17 protein-coding genes are annotated in these 23,510 nt (G+C 70.5%); 11 read left to right on the top strand and 6 right to left on the bottom strand.

Annotation, left to right across the window (positions count from 1 at the left end; translation table 11 throughout):
• Positions 1 to 9: 9 nt before the first annotated feature.
• Positions 10 to 615: a TetR family transcriptional regulator gene (locus tag ABIA35_RS28485; RefSeq protein WP_370359906.1), complete on the top strand. Its 606-nt coding sequence runs from the start codon at positions 10 to 12 to the stop codon at positions 613 to 615.
• 29 nt (positions 616 to 644) lie between these two features.
• Entirely contained in the window at positions 645 to 1,454 is an 810-nt protein-coding gene (locus ABIA35_RS28480) for a TrmH family RNA methyltransferase (protein WP_370341829.1), read from the top strand.
• Positions 1,455 to 1,820: 366 nt separating this feature from the next.
• On the opposite strand, the gene ABIA35_RS28475 is transcribed toward ABIA35_RS28480, so the two are convergent.
• On the bottom strand, positions 1,821 to 2,273 hold the full coding sequence (locus ABIA35_RS28475; protein WP_370341828.1) for a WhiB family transcriptional regulator: 453 nt from the start codon (positions 2,271 to 2,273) through the stop codon (positions 1,821 to 1,823).
• Positions 2,274 to 3,396: 1,123 nt separating this feature from the next.
• On the opposite strand from ABIA35_RS28475, the gene ABIA35_RS28470 reads away from it, so the two are divergent.
• The 3 genes from ABIA35_RS28470 (at position 3,397) to ABIA35_RS28460 (ending at position 7,080) form a co-directional block, all read left to right on the top strand.
• Entirely contained in the window at positions 3,397 to 4,455 is a 1,059-nt protein-coding gene (locus ABIA35_RS28470; protein WP_370341827.1) for a transcriptional regulator, read from the top strand.
• Positions 4,456 to 4,627: 172 nt separating this feature from the next.
• The gene (locus tag ABIA35_RS28465) at positions 4,628 to 6,082 is read left to right on the top strand and encodes an FAD-dependent monooxygenase (RefSeq protein WP_370341826.1); all 1,455 of its coding nucleotides are present in this window, start codon (positions 4,628 to 4,630) and stop codon (positions 6,080 to 6,082) included.
• 53 nt (positions 6,083 to 6,135) lie between these two features.
• On the top strand, positions 6,136 to 7,080 hold the full coding sequence (locus ABIA35_RS28460) for a TIGR03621 family F420-dependent LLM class oxidoreductase (RefSeq protein ID WP_370359905.1): 945 nt from the start codon (positions 6,136 to 6,138) through the stop codon (positions 7,078 to 7,080).
• Between the two features lie 90 nt (positions 7,081 to 7,170).
• Here ABIA35_RS28460 and ABIA35_RS28455 read toward each other — a convergent pair whose 3' ends face one another.
• Positions 7,171 to 9,363 carry an MMPL family transporter gene (locus ABIA35_RS28455; RefSeq protein WP_370359904.1) on the bottom strand — a complete coding sequence of 731 codons (2,193 nt, stop codon included), beginning with the start codon at positions 9,361 to 9,363 and terminating at the stop codon, positions 7,171 to 7,173.
• A 226-nt stretch (positions 9,364 to 9,589) separates the two neighbouring features.
• Between ABIA35_RS28455 and ABIA35_RS28450 the strand changes: the two genes are divergently transcribed.
• The 3 genes from ABIA35_RS28450 to ABIA35_RS28440 all read left to right on the top strand — a co-directional run bounded on the left by ABIA35_RS28450 (position 9,590) and on the right by ABIA35_RS28440 (position 13,623).
• A complete protein-coding gene (locus tag ABIA35_RS28450) occupies positions 9,590 to 10,339 on the top strand; it encodes a class I SAM-dependent methyltransferase (protein WP_370341821.1) in 750 nt (249 codons plus the stop codon).
• Between the two features lie 51 nt (positions 10,340 to 10,390).
• Positions 10,391 to 10,897, top strand: coding sequence for a nucleoside-diphosphate kinase (locus ABIA35_RS28445; protein WP_370341820.1), 507 nt, complete (start codon positions 10,391 to 10,393; stop codon positions 10,895 to 10,897).
• Positions 10,898 to 11,145: 248 nt separating this feature from the next.
• Positions 11,146 to 13,623 carry a Tex family protein gene (locus ABIA35_RS28440; protein ID WP_370359903.1) on the top strand — a complete coding sequence of 826 codons (2,478 nt, stop codon included), beginning with the start codon at positions 11,146 to 11,148 and terminating at the stop codon, positions 13,621 to 13,623.
• 71 nt (positions 13,624 to 13,694) lie between these two features.
• Here the strand turns inward: ABIA35_RS28440 and ABIA35_RS28435 are convergent, their stop codons facing one another.
• Together ABIA35_RS28435 and ABIA35_RS28430 are read right to left on the bottom strand one after the other, a co-directional pair.
• Positions 13,695 to 14,540, bottom strand: coding sequence for a site-2 protease family protein (locus tag ABIA35_RS28435; protein WP_370359902.1), 846 nt, complete (start codon positions 14,538 to 14,540; stop codon positions 13,695 to 13,697).
• 126 nt (positions 14,541 to 14,666) lie between these two features.
• Positions 14,667 to 17,204, bottom strand: a complete 2,538-nt coding sequence (locus ABIA35_RS28430; RefSeq protein WP_370341816.1) for a DEAD/DEAH box helicase — start codon at positions 17,202 to 17,204, stop codon at positions 14,667 to 14,669.
• Positions 17,205 to 17,306: 102 nt separating this feature from the next.
• Between ABIA35_RS28430 and ABIA35_RS28425 the strand changes: the two genes are divergently transcribed.
• Both ABIA35_RS28425 and ABIA35_RS28420 read left to right on the top strand, forming a co-directional pair.
• The gene (locus ABIA35_RS28425; protein ID WP_370341815.1) at positions 17,307 to 17,885 is read left to right on the top strand and encodes an HIT domain-containing protein; all 579 of its coding nucleotides are present in this window, start codon (positions 17,307 to 17,309) and stop codon (positions 17,883 to 17,885) included.
• Between the two features lie 4 nt (positions 17,886 to 17,889).
• Positions 17,890 to 18,321 carry a thiol-disulfide oxidoreductase DCC family protein gene (locus tag ABIA35_RS28420; RefSeq protein ID WP_370341814.1) on the top strand — a complete coding sequence of 144 codons (432 nt, stop codon included), beginning with the start codon at positions 17,890 to 17,892 and terminating at the stop codon, positions 18,319 to 18,321.
• A gap of 90 nt (positions 18,322 to 18,411) precedes the next feature.
• Here the strand turns inward: ABIA35_RS28420 and ABIA35_RS28415 are convergent, their stop codons facing one another.
• Positions 18,412 to 20,601, bottom strand: a complete 2,190-nt coding sequence (locus ABIA35_RS28415; protein ID WP_370359901.1) for an elongation factor G-like protein EF-G2 — start codon at positions 20,599 to 20,601, stop codon at positions 18,412 to 18,414.
• Positions 20,602 to 20,878: 277 nt separating this feature from the next.
• Positions 20,879 to 21,559, bottom strand: coding sequence for a FadR/GntR family transcriptional regulator (locus ABIA35_RS28410; RefSeq protein WP_370341811.1), 681 nt, complete (start codon positions 21,557 to 21,559; stop codon positions 20,879 to 20,881).
• 168 nt (positions 21,560 to 21,727) lie between these two features.
• Here ABIA35_RS28410 and leuA point away from each other — a divergent pair, with 168 nt between their 5' ends.
• Positions 21,728 to 23,437 carry a 2-isopropylmalate synthase gene (gene leuA, locus ABIA35_RS28405; RefSeq protein ID WP_370359920.1) on the top strand — a complete coding sequence of 570 codons (1,710 nt, stop codon included), beginning with the start codon at positions 21,728 to 21,730 and terminating at the stop codon, positions 23,435 to 23,437.
• Positions 23,438 to 23,510: the final 73 nt, after the last annotated feature.

Here is a 23,510-nt window from a genome sequence, read left to right as displayed (position 1 = left end):
AGTTCAGCGGTGAGTACCAGCACACCTGGCGGGCCCCTGACCTCCGAGCGCATCCTGGAAGCGGCGGAGGAGACCCTGCGCCGCTTCGGCCCGGCCAAGACCAGCGTGGTCGACGTCGCGCGGGCGCTCGGGGTCAGCCACGGCTCGGTGTACCGGCACTTCCCGACCAAGGCGGACTTGCGGGACGCCGTGGTGGACCGCTGGCTCCAGCGGATGCACCCGGCGCTCGCGGCCGTCGCCGACGGCGCGGGGGAGGCCGCCGAGCGGATCCGGCTGCTGCTGTGGACGCTCGCGGAGACGAAGTGGTCCCGGGCGCAGGACGACCCGGAGTTCTTCGCGGCGTTCGCCGAACTGGCCGAGGACGCGCGCACCCCGGTCGTCGCGCACATCGAATTCGTGGTGGACCAGCTGACCAGGGTCATAGCCGAGGGCGTGGAACGCGGCGAGATCGCCTCGCCAGACCCGAGGCAGACCGCGCTGGCGGTCTTCGACGCCATGGCCAAGTTCCACAACCCGGCGGCGCGCGCGGCCTGGATCCGGCCGGAGGTCGACGAGTCCTTCGCGAACGTCTGGGCGCTGCTGCGCGACGGCCTGCTCCCGCGCGATTCGGGCTGAGGGCCCCGGATGCGGAAGGATGCAGCATCGTGGGAGAACTGATCGAAGTCACCGACCCGTCCGACCCGCGCCTGCACGACTACTCCGGCCTCACCGACGTCGAGCTGCGCAAGGTCCGCGAACCCGCCGAGGGCTTGTTCCTGGCCGAGGGCGAGAAGGTGATCCGCCGCGCGCTGGCCGCCGGCTACCCGATGCGCTCGACGCTGCTGTCGCCGAAGTGGGTCCAGGCGATGCGGCCGCTGATCGACGCCGTGGACGCCCCGGTGTACGTCGGCAGCGAGCCGCTGCTGGAGGCGGTGACCGGCTTCCACGTCCACCGCGGCGCCCTGGCCTCGATGCAGCGCACCCCGGTCCTGGATGCCGGGAGCCTGCTGGAGCGGGCCAAGCGGGTCGTGGTGATGGAGGACATCGTCAACCACACCAATCTCGGCGCGATCTTCCGCAGCGCGGCGGCGCTCGGGATGGACGCCGCGGTGCTCACGCCGAGCTGCGCGGACCCGCTGTACCGCCGCTCGGTCCGGGTTTCGATGGGGACGGTGTTCGCGCTGCCCTACGCGCGGCTGGACTCCTGGCCCGGCGGGTTGGAGACGCTGGCTGAGCACGGTTTCCGGACGATCGCGCTGACGCCCGGCCCCACCGCGATCGACGTGCGGGATCTGCGGTTCGGTCCGCGGGACAAGGTGGCGTTGCTGCTGGGGACCGAGGGGGACGGCCTGTCGGATCCGGCTTTGGCGGCCGCGGATCTGCGGGTGAGAATTCCCATGGCGGCCGGGGTGGATTCGCTGAATGTCGCCGCCGCCGCGGCCGTCGCCTGTTATGCGATCGGCGCCGCCGAATGACTTTCGGCGAAGGCCGTCGGCGTTTCCCGCGAAGGGCGATCGGAATGCGGTCCGGCGCCCCGCGATATGCGTTCTCCGGTGCCGATATTCGTTAATCCGTCGCGCATGGGCCCACCGGAGCAGGTGCAGGAGATCCGGAGCCGTCGCGGGGACGGGCGCGTGTCCGGGTCTTGGGCGGTGTTCTTCACCGCCGCCGCGATTGCGCCGAATGTGCGCCGCGATGTGCGCCCCGATGTGCGCCGCGACGGTTTTCCGCCAGCGGGTCCCGGACCCGGGAAAACCAAGCGCCGGGTGGGCCTCCCCGGCCCGCCCGGCGCTTGTTCCGTACAGTGGCTGCTGTTGTGCGGTAAGGCTTTTCGGCGGCTCTCACGCCGCCACTTCGGTCCCCTCCCTGGTGGCCGCCTGTGCGTCGGCGAATCCCCGGTCCCGCGGCGTGCCGATGCGAATCGGTACCACCACCGGCCGGGCGCCGGTCGCGGCGCCGCGGCGGCGGCGGGACTCCTCCGCCCGCTCCACCTCGGTCAGTCCGCCCCAGATGCCGAACTGTTCCGGCAGCGCCAGCGCGTGCTCCAGGCACTGCTGGCGGACCGGGCAGTCGTCGCACACCCGCTTGGCGGCCGTCTCACGCTTCTCCCGTTCGCGGATCCGCTCCGAATCCGGCGCGAAGAACACCGTCGCGTCCCCGGACTGGCACAGTCCGCGCTCCTGCCAGCCGAGCTTGAGCTCGGCGATCGGCGGGATCCGGGCCGCTGTCCGTGCCGACGACGACCGGACCGGTATCGGTCCGACGGCTCCTCGCACCGTGGTCTGCTGAGCCATGGTCGGCTCACCCCCTCCAATTGAACTCCGCGCACCTGCCGTGACCCACCCGGCGGTTCGCACCGCCCCTCAGCTGGACGCCGTCAGCGGCAATGCCGGGTTACGGGTGTAACGGATCACGGGGGCCTGGTGTTCCCGCCGAACGAGGGGAAATCTTCTCAGCTCGTTTCGATGAACGGTGCGGGACGGGTGGTCACGGCACCTGCACGGGCGGTTGCACGAGCATCGGCGGATTCACTCGGGAAGGCGGTCTGGCGGCCTGGAGGGGTTTGCGGCGGCGGGTCGGGATAAACCTTGAGGGGGTGAGAATTCTTCACGGGATGTTATGAGCGGGGAGATAGGCCAGTTGGCCGCAGCGGGGTCGGCCGTCCGTTCCGCTTCGGCGCCGGAACGGAATGTCGCAGGCCGGAGTGCCTCAAGGGGGCGCGACGAGGGTGGGAGAAGGAGATTTTTTAGCAAAACCGGCGCTCCGACACAGGGCGCTGATCAGGCTGATCCTGGTTTTCGCAGGTATTCGCCATAGTCCTTTCGGGTGGTTGTACTACCATTGGAGGCTTGTTCGGGTCTAACGTCTGAACCAGCCTTCTGCGACGGCCGGCCACCAGGCCGCCGCCGAATCGGGCTGCGGTCGGCGCGGGGCCGGGCGCTCCAGGCGCATGGACCGAAGGGTTCTGCCATGCAGGTGGATCCAAGCTCTTCCCCGGGTAGGAAGCCGGCAGGCAACACGGCACTGAAGGCCTTGCGGCTGTCTCGGCACTGGACGCAGGCGGAATTCGCCGCGGAGTTCGAGAAAGCCTCCCGCGCGCTTGGTAAGGTGCTGTCACTTTCCGTCCGGCAGGTCCGCCGGTGGGAGAGTGAGGATCCGCCGTGTCCGCTCCCGGCGTACCAGCGGGTTCTCGAAGAGGTCTTCGGCGTCTCCGTCGCGCAGATGGGGTTCCAGGTCGGATGGTCGGTGCCGTGGGCGCCGCGGCCGGAATCGTCACAGCCACCGACCGCCGCTCCTGGGCGTGCTCCGGCAAGTGAGCTCGACGACGACGGTGCAGCTGGGGGAGCCACGCAACACGGACGGATGGCAGGGCTGTGCCGCACGCGGCCCGCCGACCGATCTGGAGGGCACGACCCAGTGAAGCGCCGAGAATTCGTCGCCAGCGCCGCCGCGGCGCTGACCGTGGCCGGGGCGGGTGAGAGCACCGCGTACGGGGCAGAAGCCTCCGACCGGCTCCCGGCCGCCGCCGACCCGGCCGGCCGCGCGGTCCCGTTCGACCGGCAGATGGTGGACGGTTATGAATTCATCACCAGTCAACAGCGATCGCTGTATTACACAGTCCCCCCGGCCCGCATGTACTCCCCGGCCGTCGCGCACGCCCAGCTCGGGGCGGCGCTGCTGAGCGGCACCGGGCCGCAGGCCCAGCGCTCCCGGCTGGCCGGCTCGCTGGCCGAGGCCTCGCTGCTGGCCGCCCGGCTGGCGTTCTTCGACCTGAAGAAGGCCGAGCCGGCCCGCATGCACTACCGCAACGCCCTGGTCGCCGCGCGCGAGGCCGACGATCACCAGCTGGGCTCGGCGATCCTGGCCCACCTGGCCTTCATCCCGGCCTGGGACGGCAAGGCCGGGGAGTCCCGCGACCTGATGCGCGCCGCCTACGCGCACGCCGCCCGCGGGGTCAGCGCCGTCCAGCGCTCCTGGCTGCACGCCGTGGACGCCGAGATCGAGGCCCGCCTGGGCGACCACAAGCGCGCGGTCGACCTGATCGGCCGGGCCGAGGAGGCCCTGTCGGACGCCGACCGCTCCACCGTCCCGGACCCCGAATGGCTGGACTACTTCGACGCCACCCGCCTGAACGGCTTCAAGGGCTTCTGCCACATCAACGGCGGCAGCCCGGAGCTCGCGCAGGAGGCGCTGCTGTGCTCGCTGATGGCGCTCAAGCCCAACGAGGCCAAGCAGCGCACCATCGTGCTGGCCGACATGGCCGACATCCACGTGCGCACCAAGGAGATCGAGCAGGCCTGCACCACGCTGGAGCGGGCCCTGGTCAACCTGGACAAGCACTGGTACGGCATCGGCTGGGACCGGATCTACAACGTGCGCCGCAAGATGGACACCTTCGACGACACGCGGTCGGTCCGTGAGCTGGACATGCGGATGAACTCCTCCTGGGGCGCGACGATGCGCCTGGCGACCTGAGGCCGCTGACGCCAGAAGGTTCGGATCCGTGTACGGGGGTCCGCCGCGACGACGGCCGCACGGCTGTCCCGGCGGGCCCCTGCCGCTGCCTGCACGATCGCACCGTGTTCGCCGGTGTCCGCGGTGTCCGCACTCTGGACGCCAAGCGCTTGCGGACGCTACGTTCCGTGGCGTGCCAGAGAACGTTACTAAGGACATTGATAGCCGCGGCGTGGTCGTGGTCGGTGCCGGTCCCACGGGGATGATGCTCGCCGGGGACCTGGCGGAGGCCGGGATCCCGGTGACGCTGCTGGAGCGCCGGCATCCCGGACTGTCCAATCTGAGCCGCGCGCTGGTCGTCCACGCCACGACCCTGGAGGCGTTCGACGCCCGGGACATCGCCGCGCCGCTGATCGAGCGGGGCGCGCCGGTGCAGTCGCTGCGCTTGTTCGACACCGCGGTCGTGGACGTCTCGGAGCTGCCGACGCCGTATCCGTACCTGCTGGTGGTGCCGCAGTACGAGACCGAGGCGGTGCTGCACGGGCGGCTGGAGCGGCTCGGCGTCGAGATCCGCTACGAGACCGAGGTCGTCGGACTGCGGCCGGACGCCGACGGGGTGACCGTGACGATCCGCGACGGGTCCGGCTCGCGGGAGGAGCGCGCCGCGTATGTCGTCGGCACCGACGGCAGCCGCAGCTCGGTGCGGTCGCTGCTCGGCGTGGAGTTCCCCGGCCACACCGTGGTCGCCTCGGTGATGCTCGTCGACGCCCGCCTGTCGCAGCCGCCGGAGACGCGTATCGCGACGAACACCGACGGCGACAAGTTCGCCTTCGTGGCCCCGTTCAAGGACGGCTACCACCGGATCATCTGCTGGGACCAGAAGCACGCCAAGGCCGAGACCGAGCCGGTCGAGCTCGGCGAGGTCCGGGAGATCCTGCGCGAGACGCTCGGGACCGACTTCGGCATGGGGGAGCCGCGCTGGTCCAGCCGCTTCCACAGCGACGAGCGACAGGCCGAGCGCTACCGCGTCGGCCGGGTCTTCCTGGCCGGCGACGCCGCGCACACCCACAGCCCGGCCGGCGGGCAGGGGATGAACACCGGACTGCTCGACGCCGCGAACCTGTCCTGGAAGCTGATCGCGGTGCTGCGCGGCCGCGCGGACGAAGCGCTGCTGGACAGCTACGAGGCCGAGCGCTATCCGGTCGGCAGCGCGGTGGTCAAGGGATCGGGCCGCCTGCTGCGCGCCGCCCAGATCAAGGCGACCCCGGCGCGCAAGGCCCGGAACCTGGCGATGCACTTCGCGCTGGCGCGGCCGGCGGTGAACCGGAGGCTCGGCTTCGCCTTGTCGGGACTGTGGATCTCCTATGCCGCACCGCACGGCGCGCATCCGCTGACCGGGCACCGGGCCGGCGACGTGCCGTTGACCGGCACGCCGTCCCGGCTGCTGGAAGCCCTGCGCGGCGGCGGGTTCGTGCTCCTGGCGCCCGCGGACCTGCACGAAGCCGCGGCGAAGGCCGGGGTGCGGGCGGCGGTGCCGGCGGACGGCGGGCCGGTGCGCCTGATCCGTCCCGACGGCTACATCGCCTGGGCCGCCGACGGCCCGAGCGCCGAGGACGTCGCGCAGGCGATCGGCGCGGCCGGCGCATGATCGGGAACCAGGCACCGAGCGCCGCCATCGAGAAAATCGAGAAAGATGGCGGGATGCGTCCCTTCCGCTTCCTGGCGACCATCGCCGACAACGACGGGTACTCCGACCTCATCCCCTTCGCCCGCAAGGCCGAGGCGATGGGCTGCGCGGGCTTCGTGATCCCCGACCACCTCATGGGCCTGGCGCCGCTGTTGCCGCTGGCGCAGGTCGCGGCGGTGACCGAGCGGCTGCGCGTCGGCACCTTCGTGCTCAACAACAGCCTGCGGCACCCGGCGGTGCTGGCCCAGGAGCTGGCCACGCTCGACCGGCTCTCGGACGGCCGGCTGGACATCGGGATCGGCGCCGGCTGGAACAAGCCCGAGTACGACGCGATCGGCATCCCCTTCGAGCCGGTCGGGGTGCGCATCAAGAAGCTGGCCGAGGCGATCACGGTCATCAAGGGCGCCTTCACCGAGGGGCCCTTCTCCTTCGCCGGCGAGTACTACACGATCACCGAGCTCGACGACATCCCCACGCCGGTGCAGCAGCCGCATCCGCCGTTCTTCCTCGGCGGCGGCGGCAAGCGCTTCCTGACGTTGGCGGCGCGTGAGGCCCACATCATCGGCTTGGCGCCGCGCATCCTCGCCGGCGATGTGCCGCGGCTGGACGCGCCCAGCATCACCGCGGCGGCGACCGAGGAGAAGATCGGCTGGATCCGCGAGGCCGCGGGGGAGAGGTTCGCCGAGATCGAGCTGAACACGTATCCCACCGGCGGACCCACGGTCATCACCTCCGACCCGCGCGCCGAGGCGCAGCGGCGCGCCGACCGGATCCGGGAGAAGACCGGCGCGGAGCTGACGGTGGAGGAGGTCCTGGAGTCGCCGCACACCTACATCGGCAGCACCAAGGAACTCACGGCCAAGTTCCTGGAACTGCGCGAACGCTTCGGGATCAGCTCGTTCCTGATCGACGATCTGGACGCGCTGGCCCCGGTCGTGGAGGCGCTGGCCGGGCAGTAGGCGGTCAAGGCCAGTGTGCGCAAAGCGATGGGGAGGCTCCCGGCCGGGAGCCTCCCCATCGCTTTGCTTCACTGCGGAACTACATCAGCGCTACACCAGCACGCTGTCGTCCGCCGAGCGCGCCGCGTCCAGCGTCCCGCCGCCGGGCTCGTCGGCGGTGGCCAGCTTCGACGGCCACCACATGCGCTTGCCGATGTCCAGCGTCAGCGCGGTGACCAGCACCGAGCGCACGATCATCGTGTCCAGCAGCACGCCGAGCGCGACCGCGAAGCCGATCTCGGCGAAGGTGACGATCGGCAGCCCGGCCAGCACCCCGAAGGTGGCGGCCAGGACCAGGCCGGCCCAGGTGATCACGCCGCCGGTCGCGGACAGGCCGACCAGTGCTCCGCGCCTGGTGCCGCGCCGGACCGACTCCTCCCTGATGCGGGTCATCAGGAAGATGTTGTAGTCGATGCCCAGTGCGACCAGGAACACGAACGCGTAGAGCGGCATGCTGGTGTCCACGCCGTTCCAGCCGAACGCCTTGAACGCCAGTGCGCTGATGCCCAGCGAGGCGCCCAGGGACAGGATGACGGTGAGGATCAGCAGCAGCGGGGCGATGAAGGCCCGCAGCAGCAGCCCCAGGATGATGAACACCGCGATCAGCGTGATGGGGATGATCCACTCGCTGTCGTGGCGCGAGGCGCTGTCGATGTCCACGAGCATCGCCGAGCCGGCGCCGACCTTGGCGTCCGCCCCGGGGACCGCGTGCACCGCGGCGCGGACCAGGCTCACGGTGTGCTTCGCGGCCGAGGAGTCCGCCGGGTCCTTCGGCATCGCCTCAAGGTAGAAGCGCCCCGCCACGATCTGGTGCGGCACGGCGCTCGGGGTGCCGACCGACGCCGGGTCGATGCCCGGGACCGTCTTCAGCGCCGCGGTCACCGCGTCGACCTTGTCGGCGTTGCCGATGATGTCCAGCGACTGGCCCGAGGACGGCGGGAAGTACTGCGCCTGGACCTGGGCGCCGATCACCGAGTCCGGCTTGTTCACGAAGGAGTCGGCCGAGGACATCTGGTGCGCGTGCAGCTGGGTCATCCCGGCCGCGCCGGCGAGCAGCAGCAGCGCTGTGACGATCCACACCGCGCGCGGACGGACGGCGATGCGCTTGCCGATCCGGGACCACACGCCGCGCTGGGTCGGCTCCTCCGAGCCCACCGTCGGCTTGGACGGCCAGAAGATCCAGCGGCCGCAGATGACGACCAGGGCCGGCATCAGGGTCATCATCGCGAACAGGTCGACCAGGACGCCGATGGCCAGGACCGGGCCCATGCCCTTGGTCGAGTTCATCTGGGCGACCAGCAGGATCAGCATGCTGACGGCCACGGTGCTGGAGCTGGCGACCAGCGCGGGCCCGGCGCGGTGCAGGGCGTGCGCCATCGCCTCGTGCCGGTCCTCGTAGCGTCTGAGCTCCTCCCGGTATCGGGCGATGAGCAGCAGCGCGTAGTCGGTGCCCGCGCCTATGAGCAGCACGATCAGGATGAACGCGGACTGGCCGTTGACCGTCAGGCCGGCGTGCTTGGCCAGCAGGTAGATGATGCCCTCGCCGACGAACAGGGCGGCGCCGGCCGACAGGATCGGGATGAACCACAGGATCGGGCTGCGGTAGGCGACCAGCAGGATCAGGATCACCGCGAGGAGTGTGAAGCCGGTGAGCGAGCCGTTGATGTTCTTGAAGGAGTTGGCCTCGTCGGCCGCCTCACCCATCGGGCCGGTCACATAGGCCTTCTCGCCGGCGCTGGCCGGCCCCATCGCGGCCTTGATCTGCTTGATCGTGTCCGGCAGTTTGTTCCAGCCGTCGTTGCCCATGTCCATCGGGACGATGACCTGGACCGCCTTGCCGGCGTTCGGCCCGTCCTTGACGTCCTGGGTCAGGATCGCGTTGTGCACGACCATGTTGATGGCCGCGGGCTTGGCGTCGTCCCGCAGCGCCGCGACCGTCTTGTCGATCTGGGCGTGGTCGGCGTCGGTGAGCCCGCTGTCCCGTTCGAACAGCAGGATCGCGGGCACCCAGCTCGGGTGGAACGCCGTTTCCAGCTTCAGTTCCTGCGTCGATTCGGCGCTCTTGGGCAGCCAGGACGAACTGTCGTTCTTCTCGACGCCTTGCAGTTTGGAGGCGAAGCCTCCGAGGGCGAATATCAGGAGTACCCAGACCCCGAACACCACCCATTTGGACCTTCGTCCGGACACGATCCGGGCGAAACCGCCCGGCTCCGAATCCGCGTTGGTCAACGCGTTACCACTCACGAAAGAGCCCCCTCAGGCTATCGCGACCTCCGTCCGCGGACGGCTTCCCACCCCTATGTGCGGGTCCGCCTCGCGGACTCGTTACCCGCCTATTGTGACACGCGATACAACGCGAAATTGCAACAGGGGGACGAACTTTTCCCCCTTCGGGTGCGAGCAGCGAAGTTCCTGGTAGGTATAGCGAAAACGGGTGGACGGGCCCTGATTCCGGGCGAAGGCTGGCGGGGTGACAGCAGACGCGTACACCTTCACCGACGCCGACTCGGCGCTCCTGTACGACATCGAGAACCCCTGGGACACCGACGGCTCGACCTGGGAGGGCTACATCCTGCAGTGCGCCACGCTCCTGGACGCGGTGCTCGACGTCGGCTGCGGGACCGGCAGCATGCTGCATCTCGCGCGCGAGCACGGGGCCGCCGGCCGGCTGGTCGGCGTCGACCCGGACGAGGCGATGCTGGAGCGGGCCCGGCAGCGCACCGACATCGAGTGGTCGCTGGCGACCGCCGCGGAGATGGCCTACGAGGCCGAGTTCGACCTGGCCACCATGAACAGCAACGCCTTCCAGTGCTTCGTCACCGACGAGGAGCTGCGGGCCTCGCTCGCGGCGATCCGGCGGGCCCTGAAGGACGACCGGGTCTTCCTGTTCGGCACCCGGCACCTGCAGGCCCGCGCCTGGGAGTCCTGGAACTCGGGCAACGGCGGCATCGTCACGTTGCCCGACGGCCGGCGATTCCGCTCCTGGTTCGAGGTGGAGAAGGTGGACGGCCCGCTGGTGACGTTCACCGAGACGATGGCACTGATGGACGGCACCCCGGTGCGCGTGGCCGGCACCACCCTGCGCTTCCACACCCCCGAGACGCTGAACCCGTTCCTGGTCGAGGCCGGTTTCCGCGTCGAGTCGCAGTACGGCGACCAGAAGACCGGGCCGCTGACCCCGGACAGCCGCGAAATCATCACCGTCGCGCGCGCCCAATAAGATGCTCATAGCAGTCCTGCAAACGACCGTCGAAAGCGAAGGACCACGCATATGACCGACACCGGCGCCCCCGTCGAGCGGACGCTCGTCCTGCTCAAGCCCGACGCCGTGGCGCGCGGCATGATGGGTCGGGTCCTGACCCGGTTCGAGGACGCGCTGCTGAAGGTCGTCGGCTCCAAGATGGTCTGGATGGACGCCGACCTGACCCGCAAGCACTACTTCGACCTGGAGGAGCGCTTCGGCGCCGGCGTCTACAACGCCACCGCCGCCTTCATGCAGTCCGGCCCGGTGCTGGCCCTGGTCCTGGAGGGCATCGACGCGGTCAAGACGGTCCGCAAGATCGTCGGCTCCACCTACCCGAACGAGGCCGCCCCGGGCACCATCCGCGGCGACTACGCGCACCAGAACAAGGCCTACGCCACGGCCAACGGCATCGCGGTGGCCAACCTGGTGCACGCCTCGGGCAACATCGACGAGGCCAAGCAGGAAGTCGCGCTGTGGTTCCCCGACGAAGAACTCTTCGAGTACTCCACGGTCGCCGAGAAGTTCGTGCTGTAGTCGTTAGACGACTGATTCCTGGGGGTACCGGCGCGAAACGGCTGATCAGCGGCGCCTGGCCGCCCCGGCCGACCACCCACGGCCAGACCAGGATGAGGGAGGTCGGCCGTGTCGCCCATGCTTGCTGCTGAGCCGTTTCGCAAGACTGCTTTTGGCTGGCGGTCCTGATTGCCGGAACCCCCAGGAATCAGTCGTCTAGGATCGCTCTCGCGAGATAGCAGGCTTTTCACCTGGCGGGAGTACCACGCGTGGCAGCGACAGCAGCGTCCATCCACCTGCGCATCGCCGAGGAGCTCGGCGTCGTCGACCGGCAAGTCCGGGCGGCCGTCGAGCTCCTGGACGGCGGCGCGACCGTGCCTTTCGTCGCGCGGTACCGCAAGGAGGTGACCGAGGGCCTGGACGACGCGCAGCTGCGTACGCTGGAGGAGCGGCTGCGCTACCTGCGTGAGATGGAGGAGCGCCGGGAGGCGATCCTGGAGTCCATCCGCGGTCAGGGCAAGCTCGACGAGGCCCTGGAGGCGCAGATCCTCGCCGCGGACTCCAAGTCCCGGCTGGAGGACATCTACCTCCCCTTCAAGCCCAAGCGGCGCACCAAGGCGATGATCGCCCGCGAGGCCGGGCTGGAGCCGCTGGCCGACGCGCTGCTCGCGGACGCCTCCCTGGATCCGGCGGCGACCGCCGCAGGCTATGTGGACGCTGACAAGGGCGTCGCGGACGCCCCGGCGGCGCTGGACGGCGCGCGCTCGATCCTGGTCGAGCGCTTCGGCGAGGACGCCGACCTGATCGGCGGGCTGCGCGAGCGCATGTGGGAGAGCGGCCGCCTGACCTCCAAGGTCCGCGAGGGCAAGGAGGAGGCCGGGGCGAAGTTCTCCGACTACTTCGACTTCGCCGAGCCCTTCACGGCGCTGCCCTCGCACCGCATCCTGGCGCTGCTGCGCGGCGAGAAGGAGGAGGTCCTGGACCTCACCTTCGACCCCGAGCCGCAGGACGCCGAGCCGGGCGCGCCGGTGACGCAGAGCGGCTACGAGGTCCGCATCGCCAAGGCCTTCGCCATTCCGTCGCCGACCACCGCCGGGGCCGGTGTGAAGTGGCTGAACGACACCGTGCGCTGGGCCTGGCGCACCCGGATCCTGGTGCGGCTGGCCGTGGACGTCCGGATGCAGCTGTGGACGCTGGCCGAGGACGAGGCGGTCCGGGTCTTCGCCGCGAACCTGCGCGACCTGCTGCTGGCCGCCCCGGCCGGCACCCGCGCCACCATGGGCCTGGACCCGGGCTACCGCACCGGGGTGAAGGTCGCGGTCGTGGACGCCACCGGCAAGGTGGTGGCCACCGACGTGATCTACCCGCACGTGCCGGCGAACAAGTGGAACGAGGCGCTGGCCAAGCTGGCCTCGCTGGTCAAGGTGCACAAGGTCGAGCTGATCGCGTTCGGCAACGGCACCGCCTCCCGGGAGACCGACAAGCTGGCCCAGGAACTGGTCGCCAACATGCCGGAGCTGAAGCTGACCAAGATCATGGTCTCCGAGGCCGGCGCCTCGGTGTACTCGGCCTCGGCCTTCGCCTCGCAGGAACTGCCCACCATGGACGTCTCGCTGCGCGGCGCGGTCTCGATCGCCCGCCGGCTGCAGGACCCGCTGGCCGAACTGGTGAAGATCGATCCCAAGTCCATCGGCGTCGGCCAGTACCAGCACGACCTGGCCGAGGGCAAGCTCTCCCGTTCGCTCGACGCGGTGGTCGAGGACTGCGTGAACGCCGTCGGCGTGGACGTGAACACCGCCTCGGCGCCGTTGCTGACCCGGGTCTCGGGCATCGGCTCCTCGCTGGCCGACAACATCGTCGCCTACCGCGACGCCAACGGCCCCTTCTCCACCCGCACCGCCATCAAGGACGTCCCGCGCCTGGGCGCGAAGGCCTTCGAGCAGTGCGCGGGCTTCCTGCGCATCCCCGGCGGCGCCGACCCGCTGGACGCCTCCTCGGTGCACCCCGAGGCCTATCCGGTGGTGCGCCGGATCCTGGCCGGCACCGGTACCGGCATCAAGGAGTTGATCGGCGACACCAAGACGCTGCGGTCCCTGAAGCCGGCGGAGTTCGCCGACGACACCTTCGGCGTCCCGACCGTCACCGACATCCTGGCCGAACTGGAGAAGCCCGGCCGCGACCCCCGCCCGGCCTTCAAGACCGCGACCTTCAAGGAGGGCGTGGAGAAGATCGGCGACCTCCAGCCCGGCATGCTCCTGGAGGGCGTGGTCACCAACGTCGCGGCCTTCGGCGCCTTCGTCGACGTCGGCGTCCACCAGGACGGCCTGGTGCACATCTCGGCCCTGTCCAAGACGTTCGTGAAGGACCCGCGCGACGTGGTGAAGCCCGGCGACGTGGTGCGGGTGAAGGTGCTGGACGTGGACGCGGTGCGCAAGCGCATCGCGCTGACGCTGCGCCTGGACGACGAGGCCGGCGGCGGCTCCGGCGGCCCGGGCCGCCAGCGGCAGTCGGGCGAGAACGGCGGCGGCGGTCGCGGGCGCGACGGCCGCGGTGGTGGCGGCGGCGACCGGCGGGGCGGCCAGGGCGGCCAGGGCGGCGGCAACGGCGGCGGCGACCGCCGGGGCGGCGGCAACGGTGGTGGTGGTGGCGGCGGTGGCGGCGGTGGCCGTGGCGGCGACCGGCGCGGCGGGAACAGCGAGCCGCAGGGTGCGCTGGCCGACGCGCTGCGGCGGGCCGGGCTGGCGTAGGGCTCAGCAGCGCCGGAAAAGCACAAGCGCCCGCCGCGGACTCCGGTCCGCGGCGGGCGCTGCGTGGATGGTCAGTTGTACAAGCTGCCCCAGAACCGGAACAGGTGGTACCCGAAGTACTGCCCGTTCTGCGGGGTGCGGCCTTCGAGAATGTCCTGTGCCCACCGCGCGATGAAGTTCCGGTCCGGACCCAGTGCGTAGAGCAGGGCGAACACCAGCAGGATCCCGTAGGGCGCGATCTGCGCCCCGATGCGGCGCCAGTCGTTGCTCAGGAACGGCTCGATGATCCCGTAGCCGTCCAGGCCGGGGATCGGCAGCAGGTTCAGGATCGCGCTGGCGACCTGGATGTAGGCCAGGAAGGTCAGCGCCGACCAGAGTGCCGCGCCGTGCGCGGGCGTGCCCGGGTACCAGATGAAGCCCGGCCCCCAGGTGTCCAGCACCACGATCAGCACGATCGAGAAGACCACGTTCACCGCCGGCCCGGAGGCCGACACCAGCGAGTCCTTCCACTTGCCGCGCAGCCGGTGCGACTCGATCGACACCGCGCCGCCGGGCAGCGGCAGGCCGCCGATGAGCAGGAAGAACAGCGGCAGGACGAAGGTCAGCACCGGGTGCCCGTACACGCGCGGGTCCAGGCGCAGGTACCCCTTGCCGGCCACCGTGTGGTCGCCGCCCCAGTAGGCCGCCGCGGCGTGCATGAACTCGTGCAGGCACAGCGATATCAGCCAGCCGCAGAGCACGAAGATGAACACGCCCGCGCGGTCGCTCCCGAACCCCTTGTACAGCGCGATGCCGCTGGCCACGAAGCCGGCGACGAGGGCCAGGAAGATCGGCGAGATGCCGCCGCCACGGGCCGACTGCGACCAGTCGGGCCGGTATTCGCCGGGCTTGAGCAGGCGCAGGTTGGTGCGGGCCATCGGGTCACTCACCTCGGGGGTCGGCTGGGTCGGCTGTTCGCGGGGCGTTCGTCATCATCTGGGCGCTCGTCATCGTAGGTCTTCCATACGACCAACGGTGCGGCGTCGCCGAACGATCCCGGCCCACTACAGCTGGTTCACATCCGTGACGACCACCACGGCGGTCCCGGCCTCGTCGCTGGCGGCCAGGTCGACCTCGGCGCTGATGCCCCAGTCGTGGTAGCCCTCGGGGTCGTCGAAGATCTGCCGGACCAGCCACTTGCCGGGCTGGTCGTCCGGTGTCTCGTCGATCACCAGCAGCTTCGGGCCGCGGGCGTCCGGGCCGGTGCCGAGCTCGTCGTGGGTGTCGAAGTAGTCCTCGATCGCGTAGTAGTACTTCTCGGAGTCCCAGCCGGAGCCCGCGTCCAGCTCGCCGAGGTCGTCGTACTTGCGCAGCGCGAACAGCTCGACGCGGTGGAACAGCTCGTTGCGGACCATGACCCGGAACGCGCGGGCGTTCGCGGTGACCGGCGGCGGGCGCTCGTCGAAGTTGTGCGGGGAGATCGCGGGGGTCTCCTCGCCGGGGTTGACGAGTTCCTCCCACTCGTCGAGCAGCGAGGAGTCGACCTGCCGGACCATCTCGCCGAGCCACTCGATGAGGTCGTCGACCTCGTCGTTGCGCATCTCTTCGGGCACTGTGTGCTTGAGCGCCTTGAAGGCGTCCGCGAGGTAGCGCAGCAGGAGGCCTTCAGAGCGGGGGAGCGTATAGAAGCTCACGTACTCCGCGAACGTCATAGCGCGCTCGAACATGTCCCGCGCGACGGACTTCGGGGCGACCTCGTAGTCGGCGACCCATGGGGAGCTGCGCTTGTAGACCTCGTAGGCGGCCTGGAGCATCTCGTCCAGCGGCTTGGGATAGGTGACCTTCTCCAGGAGCTCCATGCGCTCCTCGTACTCGATCCCGTCCGCCTTCATTTCCGCGACCGCCTCGCCGCGTGCCTTGTTCTGCTGCGCGGACAGCACCTGGCGCGGGTTGTCCAGCGTCGACTCGATGACCGACAGCGCGTCCAGCGCGTAGGTCGGCGACTCCGGCTCCAGCAACTCCAGCGTGGCCAGTGCGAACGGCGACAGCGGCTGGTTCAGGGCGAAGTCGAACTGCAGGTCCTTGGTCAGGCGCACGGTCCGGCCCTGCTCGTCGGCTGTGTCGAGGCGCTCGACGATCCCGGCGGCCAGCAGCGCGCGGTAGATGGCGATGGCCTTGCGGATCAGCTTCAGCTGGGACTTGCGGTCCTCGTGGTTGTCCTCCAGCAGGTGCCGCATCGCGTCGAAGGCGTCGCCGGGGCGGCTGATGACGTTCAGCAGCATCGCGTGGCTGACCTGGAAGCTGGAGGTCAGCGGCTCCGGCTCGGCGGCGACCATGCGCTCGAAGCTGGGCTTGCCCCAGGACACGAAGCCCTCCGGCGCCTTGACCCGGACCACCCGCGAGAGCTTCTTCTTGTCGCCGCCGGCCTTGGCGACGCGCTTGGCGTTCTCCACCTCGTGCTCGGGCGCCTGAGCCACGACATATCCGGCGCTGTCGTAGCCGGCGCGGCCGGCCCGGCCGGCGATCTGGTGGAACTCGCGGGCCTTGAGCTGGCGGGTCCGCACGCCGTCGTACTTGGTCAGGCCGGTGAACAGCACGGTGCGGATCGGCACGTTGATCCCGACGCCGAGGGTGTCGGTGCCGCAGATCACCTTCAGCAGGCCGGCCTGCGCCAGCAGCTCCACCAGGCGGCGGTACTTCGGCAGCATGCCGGCGTGGTGCACGCCGATGCCGTGCCGGACCAGCCGCGAGAGCGTTTTGCCGAAGCCCGCGGTGAACCGGAAGTTGCCGATCATGTCGGCGATCGCGGCCTTCTCCTCCTTGGTGCACACGTTCACGCTCATCAGCGCCTGCGCGCGCTCGATGGCCGCGGCCTGGGTGAAGTGCACGACGTAGATCGGCGCCTGGTTGGTCTGCAGGAGCTCCTCGAGCGTCTCGTGCAGCGGCGTCTCGGAGTAGGAGTAGTACAGCGGCACCGGACGCTGCCCGGAGGAGACCACCGCCGTCGGGCGGCCGGTGCGCCGGGTGAGGTCCTTCTCGAAGCGGGTGACGTCGCCGAGCGTGGCCGACATCAGGATGAACTGCGCCTTGGGCAGCTCCAGGATCGGCACCTGCCAGGCCCAGCCCCGGTCCGGCTCGGCGTAGAAGTGGAACTCGTCCATCACGACCTGCCCGATGCCGGCCTCGACGCCCTCGCGCAGCGCGTGGTTGGCCAGCACCTCGGCGGTGCAGCAGATGATCGGCGCGTTCGGGTTCACGCTGGCGTCGCCGGTGAGCATGCCGACCTTGTCCGCCCCGAACATGGCGCACAGCGCGAAGAACTTCTCGCTCACCAGCGCCTTGATCGGCGCGGTGTAGAAGGTGCGCTGTGTGGGGTCCTCCCGGTAGCGCGCCAGAGCGGCGAAGTGCGCACCGGCCGCGACCAGCGACTTGCCGGAGCCGGTCGGCGTGGACAGGATCAGGTTCGCCCCGGTCACCACCTCCAGCAGCGCCTCCTCCTGCGCCGGATAGAGGGTGATCCCCTGCTCGCCGGCCCATGCGCTGAAGGCGTCGAAGAGAGCGTCGGGGTCGTCGGTGGCGGGCAGGCGATCGGTGAGGGTCATAGTGCGTTCAACAATATGCGCTCCGCGTCTAAGCCCGGGGCACCATGAAGATCCTCAGGCCGCTATTCCGTCCCGAAAGCCGCACCGCCTAAGCTTCGTTCCATGACCACGCCCGATTCGCCCGACGACCCGAACGACGCGGCCGGCCGACAGGTGCAGGACGGTGTGGGGGAGCCGGACGGCTTCCAGCGGCTGTGGACGCCGCACCGCATGGCGTACATCAAGGGCGAGAACAAGCCCACGGGCCCCGACGCCGGCCAGGACCCGTTCTGCCGCATCCCGTCGCTCAGCGACGAGGACGGGCTCATCATCGCCCGCGGGGAGCTGGTGTACGCGGTGCTGAACTTGTACCCGTACAACCCTGGCCACCTGATGGTGGTCCCGTATCGCCACGTGGCGGACTATACGGACCTGACCATTCCGGAGACCGCCGAGCTCGCCGACTTCACCAAGCGCGCCATGACCGCGATCCGCGCCGCCTCCGGCGCCCAGGGCTTCAACATCGGCATGAACCAGGGCGACGTCGCGGGGGCCGGCATCGCGGCGCACCTGCACCAGCACGTGGTCCCGCGCTGGGGCGGCGACACCAACTTCATGCCGGCCGTGGGTCACACGAAGGTGCTCCCACAGCTGTTAGGGGAAACCCGCAAGCTGTTGGCGGATGAGTGGCCCGTAGACTGATGGTATGGACGAGGGCAGCTTCCCCAAGCCGGTTCTGATCTATGACGGAGACTGTGGCTTCTGCACGCGCTCGGTCAACGTTCTCAAGCGCCTCCCCATCGACGCGGAGGTGACGGCTTACCAGTTCACAGACCTCGAGCTGTACGGGACAAACCCCGAACGGGCATCCCACGAAGTGTTGTGGGTGGACCCGACAGGGCGGATCCACGGAGGCGCGCAGGCCATTGCGCGCCTTTTGGTTTCTGCGGGCGGGGTTTACGCGGCGGCCGGCTACGTGCTGCGCACGCCGCCGATCCGCTGGATCGCGGCGGGCGTGTACCGCGTGATCGCGAACAACCGGCAGCGGATGCCCGGAGGCACCGCTGCCTGCGCGCTGCCGCCCGCCGGGCGGTCGCGTGCGCTGCCGCCGCCGGCGCGCGGAGGCGCGTCGGGCTGACGGCCGGGCAAGTATCGGACGGGGCCGGCTGGATTTTCTCCAGCCGGCCCCGTCGCTCGACTCCACCGTCAGGACCGAGACGCAGAAGCCTTACTCCTCCTGCTCGGCCTCCGACTTCATCTTCGAGGCCAGCTGCGGCGGCATCGGCTCGTGGGCCAGGTAGCTGCGGGTGAACGTCCCCGTTCCGTGCGACAGCGAGCGCAGCTCGATCGCGTAGCGCCCGATCTCGACCTCCGGGGCGTCCGCGCGGATGATCGTGCGGCCGTTCTCGCCGGGCTCGGAGCCGGACACGCGGCCGCGCCGGGACGACAGATCGCCCATGATCGCGCCCACGTATTCGTCGGCGACCAGGATCTCCAGGCTGTCCACCGGTTCCAGCAGCAGGACGCTGGTCTTGGCCGCCGCGTCCTTCAGCGCCAGCGCGCCGGCGGTCTGGAAGGCCATGTCGCTGGAGTCCACCGAGTGCGCCTTGCCGTCGTACAGCGTCACGCGCAGGTCGATCACCGGGTAGCCGGCCGCGACGCCGCGCTCCATCTGCGCCCGCACGCCCTTCTCCACCGAGGGGATGAAGTTGCGCGGGACCGCGCCGCCGACCACCTTGTCCACGAACTCGAACCCGCTGCCGGAGGGGAGCGGCTCGACCTCGATGTCGCAGATGGCGTACTGGCCGTGGCCGCCGGACTGCTTGACGTGCCGGCCGTGGCCCCTGGCCGCGCCGCCGAAGGTCTCGCGCAGCGAGATGCGGTGCGAGACGGTGTCCACGGCCACGCCGAACTTGTTCTTCAGCCGGTCCAGGACCAGGTCCATGTGGGCCTCGCCCATGCACCACAGCACCAGCTGGTGGGTCTCGGGGTTCATCTCCAGGCGCAGCGTGGCGTCCTCGGCGACCAGGCGGGACATCGACTGCGAGAGCTTGTCCTCGTCGCTCTTGGCGTGCGCGCGGATCGCGATCGGCAGCAGCGGGTCGGGCATCAGCCACTGCTCGATCAGCATCGGGTCGTCCTTGCCGGACAGCGTGTCGCCGCTCTCGGCGTGCAGCAGCTTGGCCACCGCGACGATGTCCCCGGCGATGCCGGCGTCGATGCCGCGCTGCTGCTTGCCCAGCGGGCTGGACAGCGCGCCGACGCGCTCGTCGATGTCGTGGTCGGCGTGGCCGCGGGCCTCCTGGCCGTGCCCGGAGACGTGGACCGGGAGGTCGGGGCGCAGAGTGCCGGAGAACACCCGGACCAGGCTGATCCGCCCGACGTAGGGGTCGGTGGAGGTCTTCACCACCTCGGCGACCAGCGGGCCCTCCGGGTCGCAGGCCAGCGGCCCCTTCGGCTTGCCCTCCGGCGTGGTCACCGGCGGCACCTCGTGCTCCAGCGGCGAGGGGAACGCCTTCGTCATCAGCTCCAGCAGCTCGATCGAGCCCAGCGCCGGGGGAGTGGCCACCGCTCCCGAGGTGATCGCGGAGTAGGGGAGCACCGGATAGAAGGACCCGCGCGCCACCGCCTTCTCCAGGTCGGCGACCAGGATGTCGACGTCCAGCTCCTCGCCGCCCAGGTAGCGGTCCATGAGGGTCTCGTCCTCGCTCTCGGCGATGATCCCCTCGATCAGGGCGTTGCGGGCGTTCTCCACGCCCTCGCGGTGCGCCTCCTCGGAGTCCCGCTCCTCGCGCTCGCCGTCGGCGTACTCGTAGATCTTCTGCGTCAGCAGCCCGATCACGCCGCCGACGTGCTCCTCGTCGTCCAGCAGCGGCAGGTACAGCGGCTGCACGCCGTCGCCGAACACCCGCTGGCAGATCAGCACCATCTCGTCGAAGTCGGCGCGCGCCGAGTCCAGCTTGGTGACCACCACGGCGCGCGGCATCCCGACCGCCGCGCACTCCTCCCACAGCAGGCGCGTGGAGCCGTCGACTCCGTCGGCGGCCGACACGACGAACAGCGCGGCGTCCGCCGCCCGCAGTCCGGCGCGCAGGTCGCCGACGAAGTCGGCGTAGCCCGGGGCGTCCAGCAGGTTGACCTTGATCCCCTCGAACTCCACCGGTGCCAGCGCCAGCGCCACCGAGCGCTGCTGCCGCTGCTCGACCTCGTCGAAGTCGGTGACGGTGGTGCCCTCCTCGACCCGGCCGGGCCGGTTCACGCCGCCCGTGGCCGCCAGCAGCGACTCCACCAGCGTGGTCTTGCCGGCGCCGGTGTGCCCGACCAGGACCACGTTCCGGATCTGCTCGGGCCGGGAGGGCGTCGGCACCCTGCCGGCGGCCCCGGCGTGGCCGCCCTGTCCACCTGATTTGTCTGCCATCGAGCGTGCTCCTTTTCCTGTGTCAGGGCGGCTCGTCGCCGAGCCGGAGCCGATCTTGTCATGACACTGGGGTAGCGGTTGTACCAGCTGTACATACTTCGTTACCCGGCTGTTCCTAGCAGCCAACTCCTATATGCGGGAGGCCACAAGGGGGCGGCGCCCGAGTGGTCCACCCCGGCGCTCAGGCGATCAGCTGCTCAGCGGGCCCGCCGGGCGCGGACGGGCGCTGACGGGCGCGGACAGGCACCGACGGGTCCGTCCTGCGCGGTGCCGCGGCTCAAATCAGCCGGCGCAGGGGCGTGGCCGCGATCTCCTCGGAGACCACGGTCTCGGCCCGGTCCGGGTTGCCCTCGACGACCGCCGCGACCAGGGCCGCGTGCGCGGCGTGCCCGAGGTTCTCGTCGGCCCGGCCGCTGCGCTTGACCAGGTCGGCCAGGCCGTCGCGCAGGGTCGGGACGAACTGCTCGAACAAGGCGGTGAGCACCGGGTTCCCCGCGGCGGCCACTACGGCCGTGTGCAGGGCGATGTCGGCGTCGATGAATTCGGTGTCGGAGCGGCGCGCGGCGCGCGTGCGGCGCTCCAGTGCGGCCTCCAGCGCGGCGGCGTCGGCCGGGGTGCGGCGCTCGGCGGCCAGCCGCGCGGCGCGGGTCTCGATCATCATCCGGACCTCGTACAGGTCTCCGACCGAGGCCTTGCGCAGGTGGTCGGCCAGGTCGGCCCGGGTCTCGGTGGCCAGCACGAACACCCCCGCGCCCTGCCGGGGCTGGAGCAGCCCCTCGCCGGCCAGCGCGCGGATCGCCTCGCGCACGGTGGAGCGGCCGACGCCCAGGGACGCGGCCAGCGTGGTCTCGCCGGGCAGCTTGGTGCCGACCGGCCACGCCCCGCCGGTGATCTGCTCGCGCAGCTGCTCGGCGGCCTGCTCCACGAGCGGGCTGGGCTGGATGGATCGCAGGCTCACGGCCCCAGTTGTACCACCGCCCGGGCACCGCTCAGCAACTCAGGTGCTCAGCTTGTCTGAGGAGTGCTAGCCTTCGGAGGCATGACGACCCGAGCCGCGACCCCGCCCGTGACCTCGCCCATGACCTCGCCCATGACCCCGCCGTGGAACCCCCAGCAGCCCAGCCCGATGCCCTCGTACCGCTACCGGAACGTGTTCGAGCGGGTCGAGGTCCCGCTCGCCGATGCGGCACACCCCGCGCGCACGTGGCCCGACAACCGGTTCACCGCCGCGCCGCTGTGGGTCCCGGTGGACCTGCGCGACGGCAACCAGGCGCTCGCCGAGCCGATGGACACCGCGCGCAAGACGAGGATGTTCGACCTGTTCCTGCGGATGGGCTTCAAGGAGATCGAGGTCGCCTATCCCTCGGCCAGCCAGACCGACTTCGACTTCGTGCGGTCGCTGGCGGCTCGGCACCAAGAGGGAGCCGTCCCCGAGGACGTGACCATCTCGGTCTTCACCCCGGCCAAGCCCGAGCTGATCGAGCGCACCTTCGAGGCCGTCGAAGGCCTGCCGAACGTCCTGGTCCACCTGTACACCGCGACCGCCCCGGCCTGGCGCGACCTGGTGCTGCGCGGCAGCCGCGCCGAGGTCCGGACGATGATCGAGGACGCCGCGGGACTGGTCGCCAAGCTGGCCGAGCAGCGGAGCGGCGCTGAGAGGACGAGGTTCCAGTTCAGTCCGGAGGTGTTCATCCTGACCGAACCGGACTATGTGATCGAGGTCTGCGACCGCGTCACCGAGATCTGGGACGCCTGCGCCGACCGCCCGGTCGTGCACAACCTGCCGGCCACGGTCGAGGTGGCCACGCCGAACGTCTACGCCGACCAGATCGAGTACATGAGCCGCCACCTGGCCCGGCGCGAGCACGTCATCCTGTCCGTGCACCCGCACAACGACCGCGGCACCGGCGTGGCCTGCGCCGAGCTCGCGGTGCTGGCCGGGGCGCAGCGCGTCGAGGGCTGCCTGTTCGGCAACGGCGAGCGGACCGGCAACGTCGACCTGGTCACGCTGGGGCTGAACCTGCACGCCCAGGGCGTGGACCCGATGATCGACTTCTCCGACATCGACGCGATCAAGGACGTGGTCGAGGACTGCAACCGCATCCCGGTCCACGTCCGGCACCCCTACGGCGGCGACCTCGTCTACACCGCGTTCTCCGGCACGCACCAGGACGCCATCAGCAAGGGCATGGCGCACCACGCGGCGCGCGCCGCGGAGCTGGGGGTGCCGGAGAGCCGGGCGCCGTGGGACGTGCCGTACCTGCCGATCGACCCGGCCGACGTCGGCCGCGGCTACCGGGGCGTGATCCGGGTCAACAGCCAGTCGGGCAAGGGCGGGATCGCGTACCTGCTGCGCACGCACTACGGCGTCGATCTGCCGCGCGACTTCCAGCCCGGGTTCTCCAAGGTGGTGCAGCGCGCGACCGACGAGCACGGCCGCGAGATGGCGCCGGAGGATCTGTGGGAGCTGTTCCGGTCGGCCTACGTGGCGCCGGGGGAGGACGGCCGGTGGAAGCTGACCGAGACCGCGTTCCAGGAGCTCGGGGACGGCGCGCACCGCGCCGAGGCCACCGTCGTGCGCGCCGACGGCAAGGTGATCCCGGTGGCGGGCATCGGGAACGGGCCGCTGTCCGCGCTGACCGTGGCCCTGGCGAAGGCCGGGATCGGCTTCGAGATCCTGGACTACTCCGAGCACGCCCTGGCCGAGGGTGCCGACGCCGCGGCGGTCTGCTACATCCGCTCGCGGGTGGACGGCCGGGAAGTGTGGGGTGTCGGAATGGACACCTCGGTGCTCACGGCGATGGTGCGGGCGGCGGTCTCAGCGCTGAACCAGTAGGCGGCAGCGGCGGGCCCCTATGATGGCCTCGCGGTCGGCTGGCCGTGGATCCACGCCCCACCGACCCCACGTA

Origin of the sequence: Catenulispora sp. MAP12-49 (assembly GCF_041262705.1) — a bacterium.
Lineage (GTDB): Bacteria > Actinomycetota > Actinomycetes > Streptomycetales > Catenulisporaceae > Catenulispora.
This window is presented reverse-complemented; position numbering and strand designations above follow the sequence as displayed.

Excerpts from the sequence above, each read along its gene's own strand:
- ABIA35_RS28475 (WP_370341828.1), bottom strand. The coding sequence starts at position 2,273 with ATGGCTCAGCAGACCACGGTGCGAGGAGCCGTCGGACCGATACCGGTC.
- ABIA35_RS28460 (WP_370359905.1), top strand. The coding sequence starts at position 6,136 with ATGCGTCCCTTCCGCTTCCTGGCGACCATCGCCGACAACGACGGGTAC.
- ABIA35_RS28445 (WP_370341820.1), top strand. The coding sequence starts at position 10,391 with ATGACCGACACCGGCGCCCCCGTCGAGCGGACGCTCGTCCTGCTCAAG.
- ABIA35_RS28435 (WP_370359902.1), bottom strand. The coding sequence starts at position 14,540 with ATGGCCCGCACCAACCTGCGCCTGCTCAAGCCCGGCGAATACCGGCCC.
- ABIA35_RS28430 (WP_370341816.1), bottom strand. The coding sequence starts at position 17,204 with ATGACCCTCACCGATCGCCTGCCCGCCACCGACGACCCCGACGCTCTC.
- ABIA35_RS28425 (WP_370341815.1), top strand. The coding sequence starts at position 17,307 with ATGACCACGCCCGATTCGCCCGACGACCCGAACGACGCGGCCGGCCGA.
- ABIA35_RS28420 (WP_370341814.1), top strand. The coding sequence starts at position 17,890 with ATGGACGAGGGCAGCTTCCCCAAGCCGGTTCTGATCTATGACGGAGAC.
- ABIA35_RS28415 (WP_370359901.1), bottom strand. The coding sequence starts at position 20,601 with ATGGCAGACAAATCAGGTGGACAGGGCGGCCACGCCGGGGCCGCCGGC.
- leuA (WP_370359920.1), top strand. The coding sequence starts at position 21,728 with ATGCCCTCGTACCGCTACCGGAACGTGTTCGAGCGGGTCGAGGTCCCG.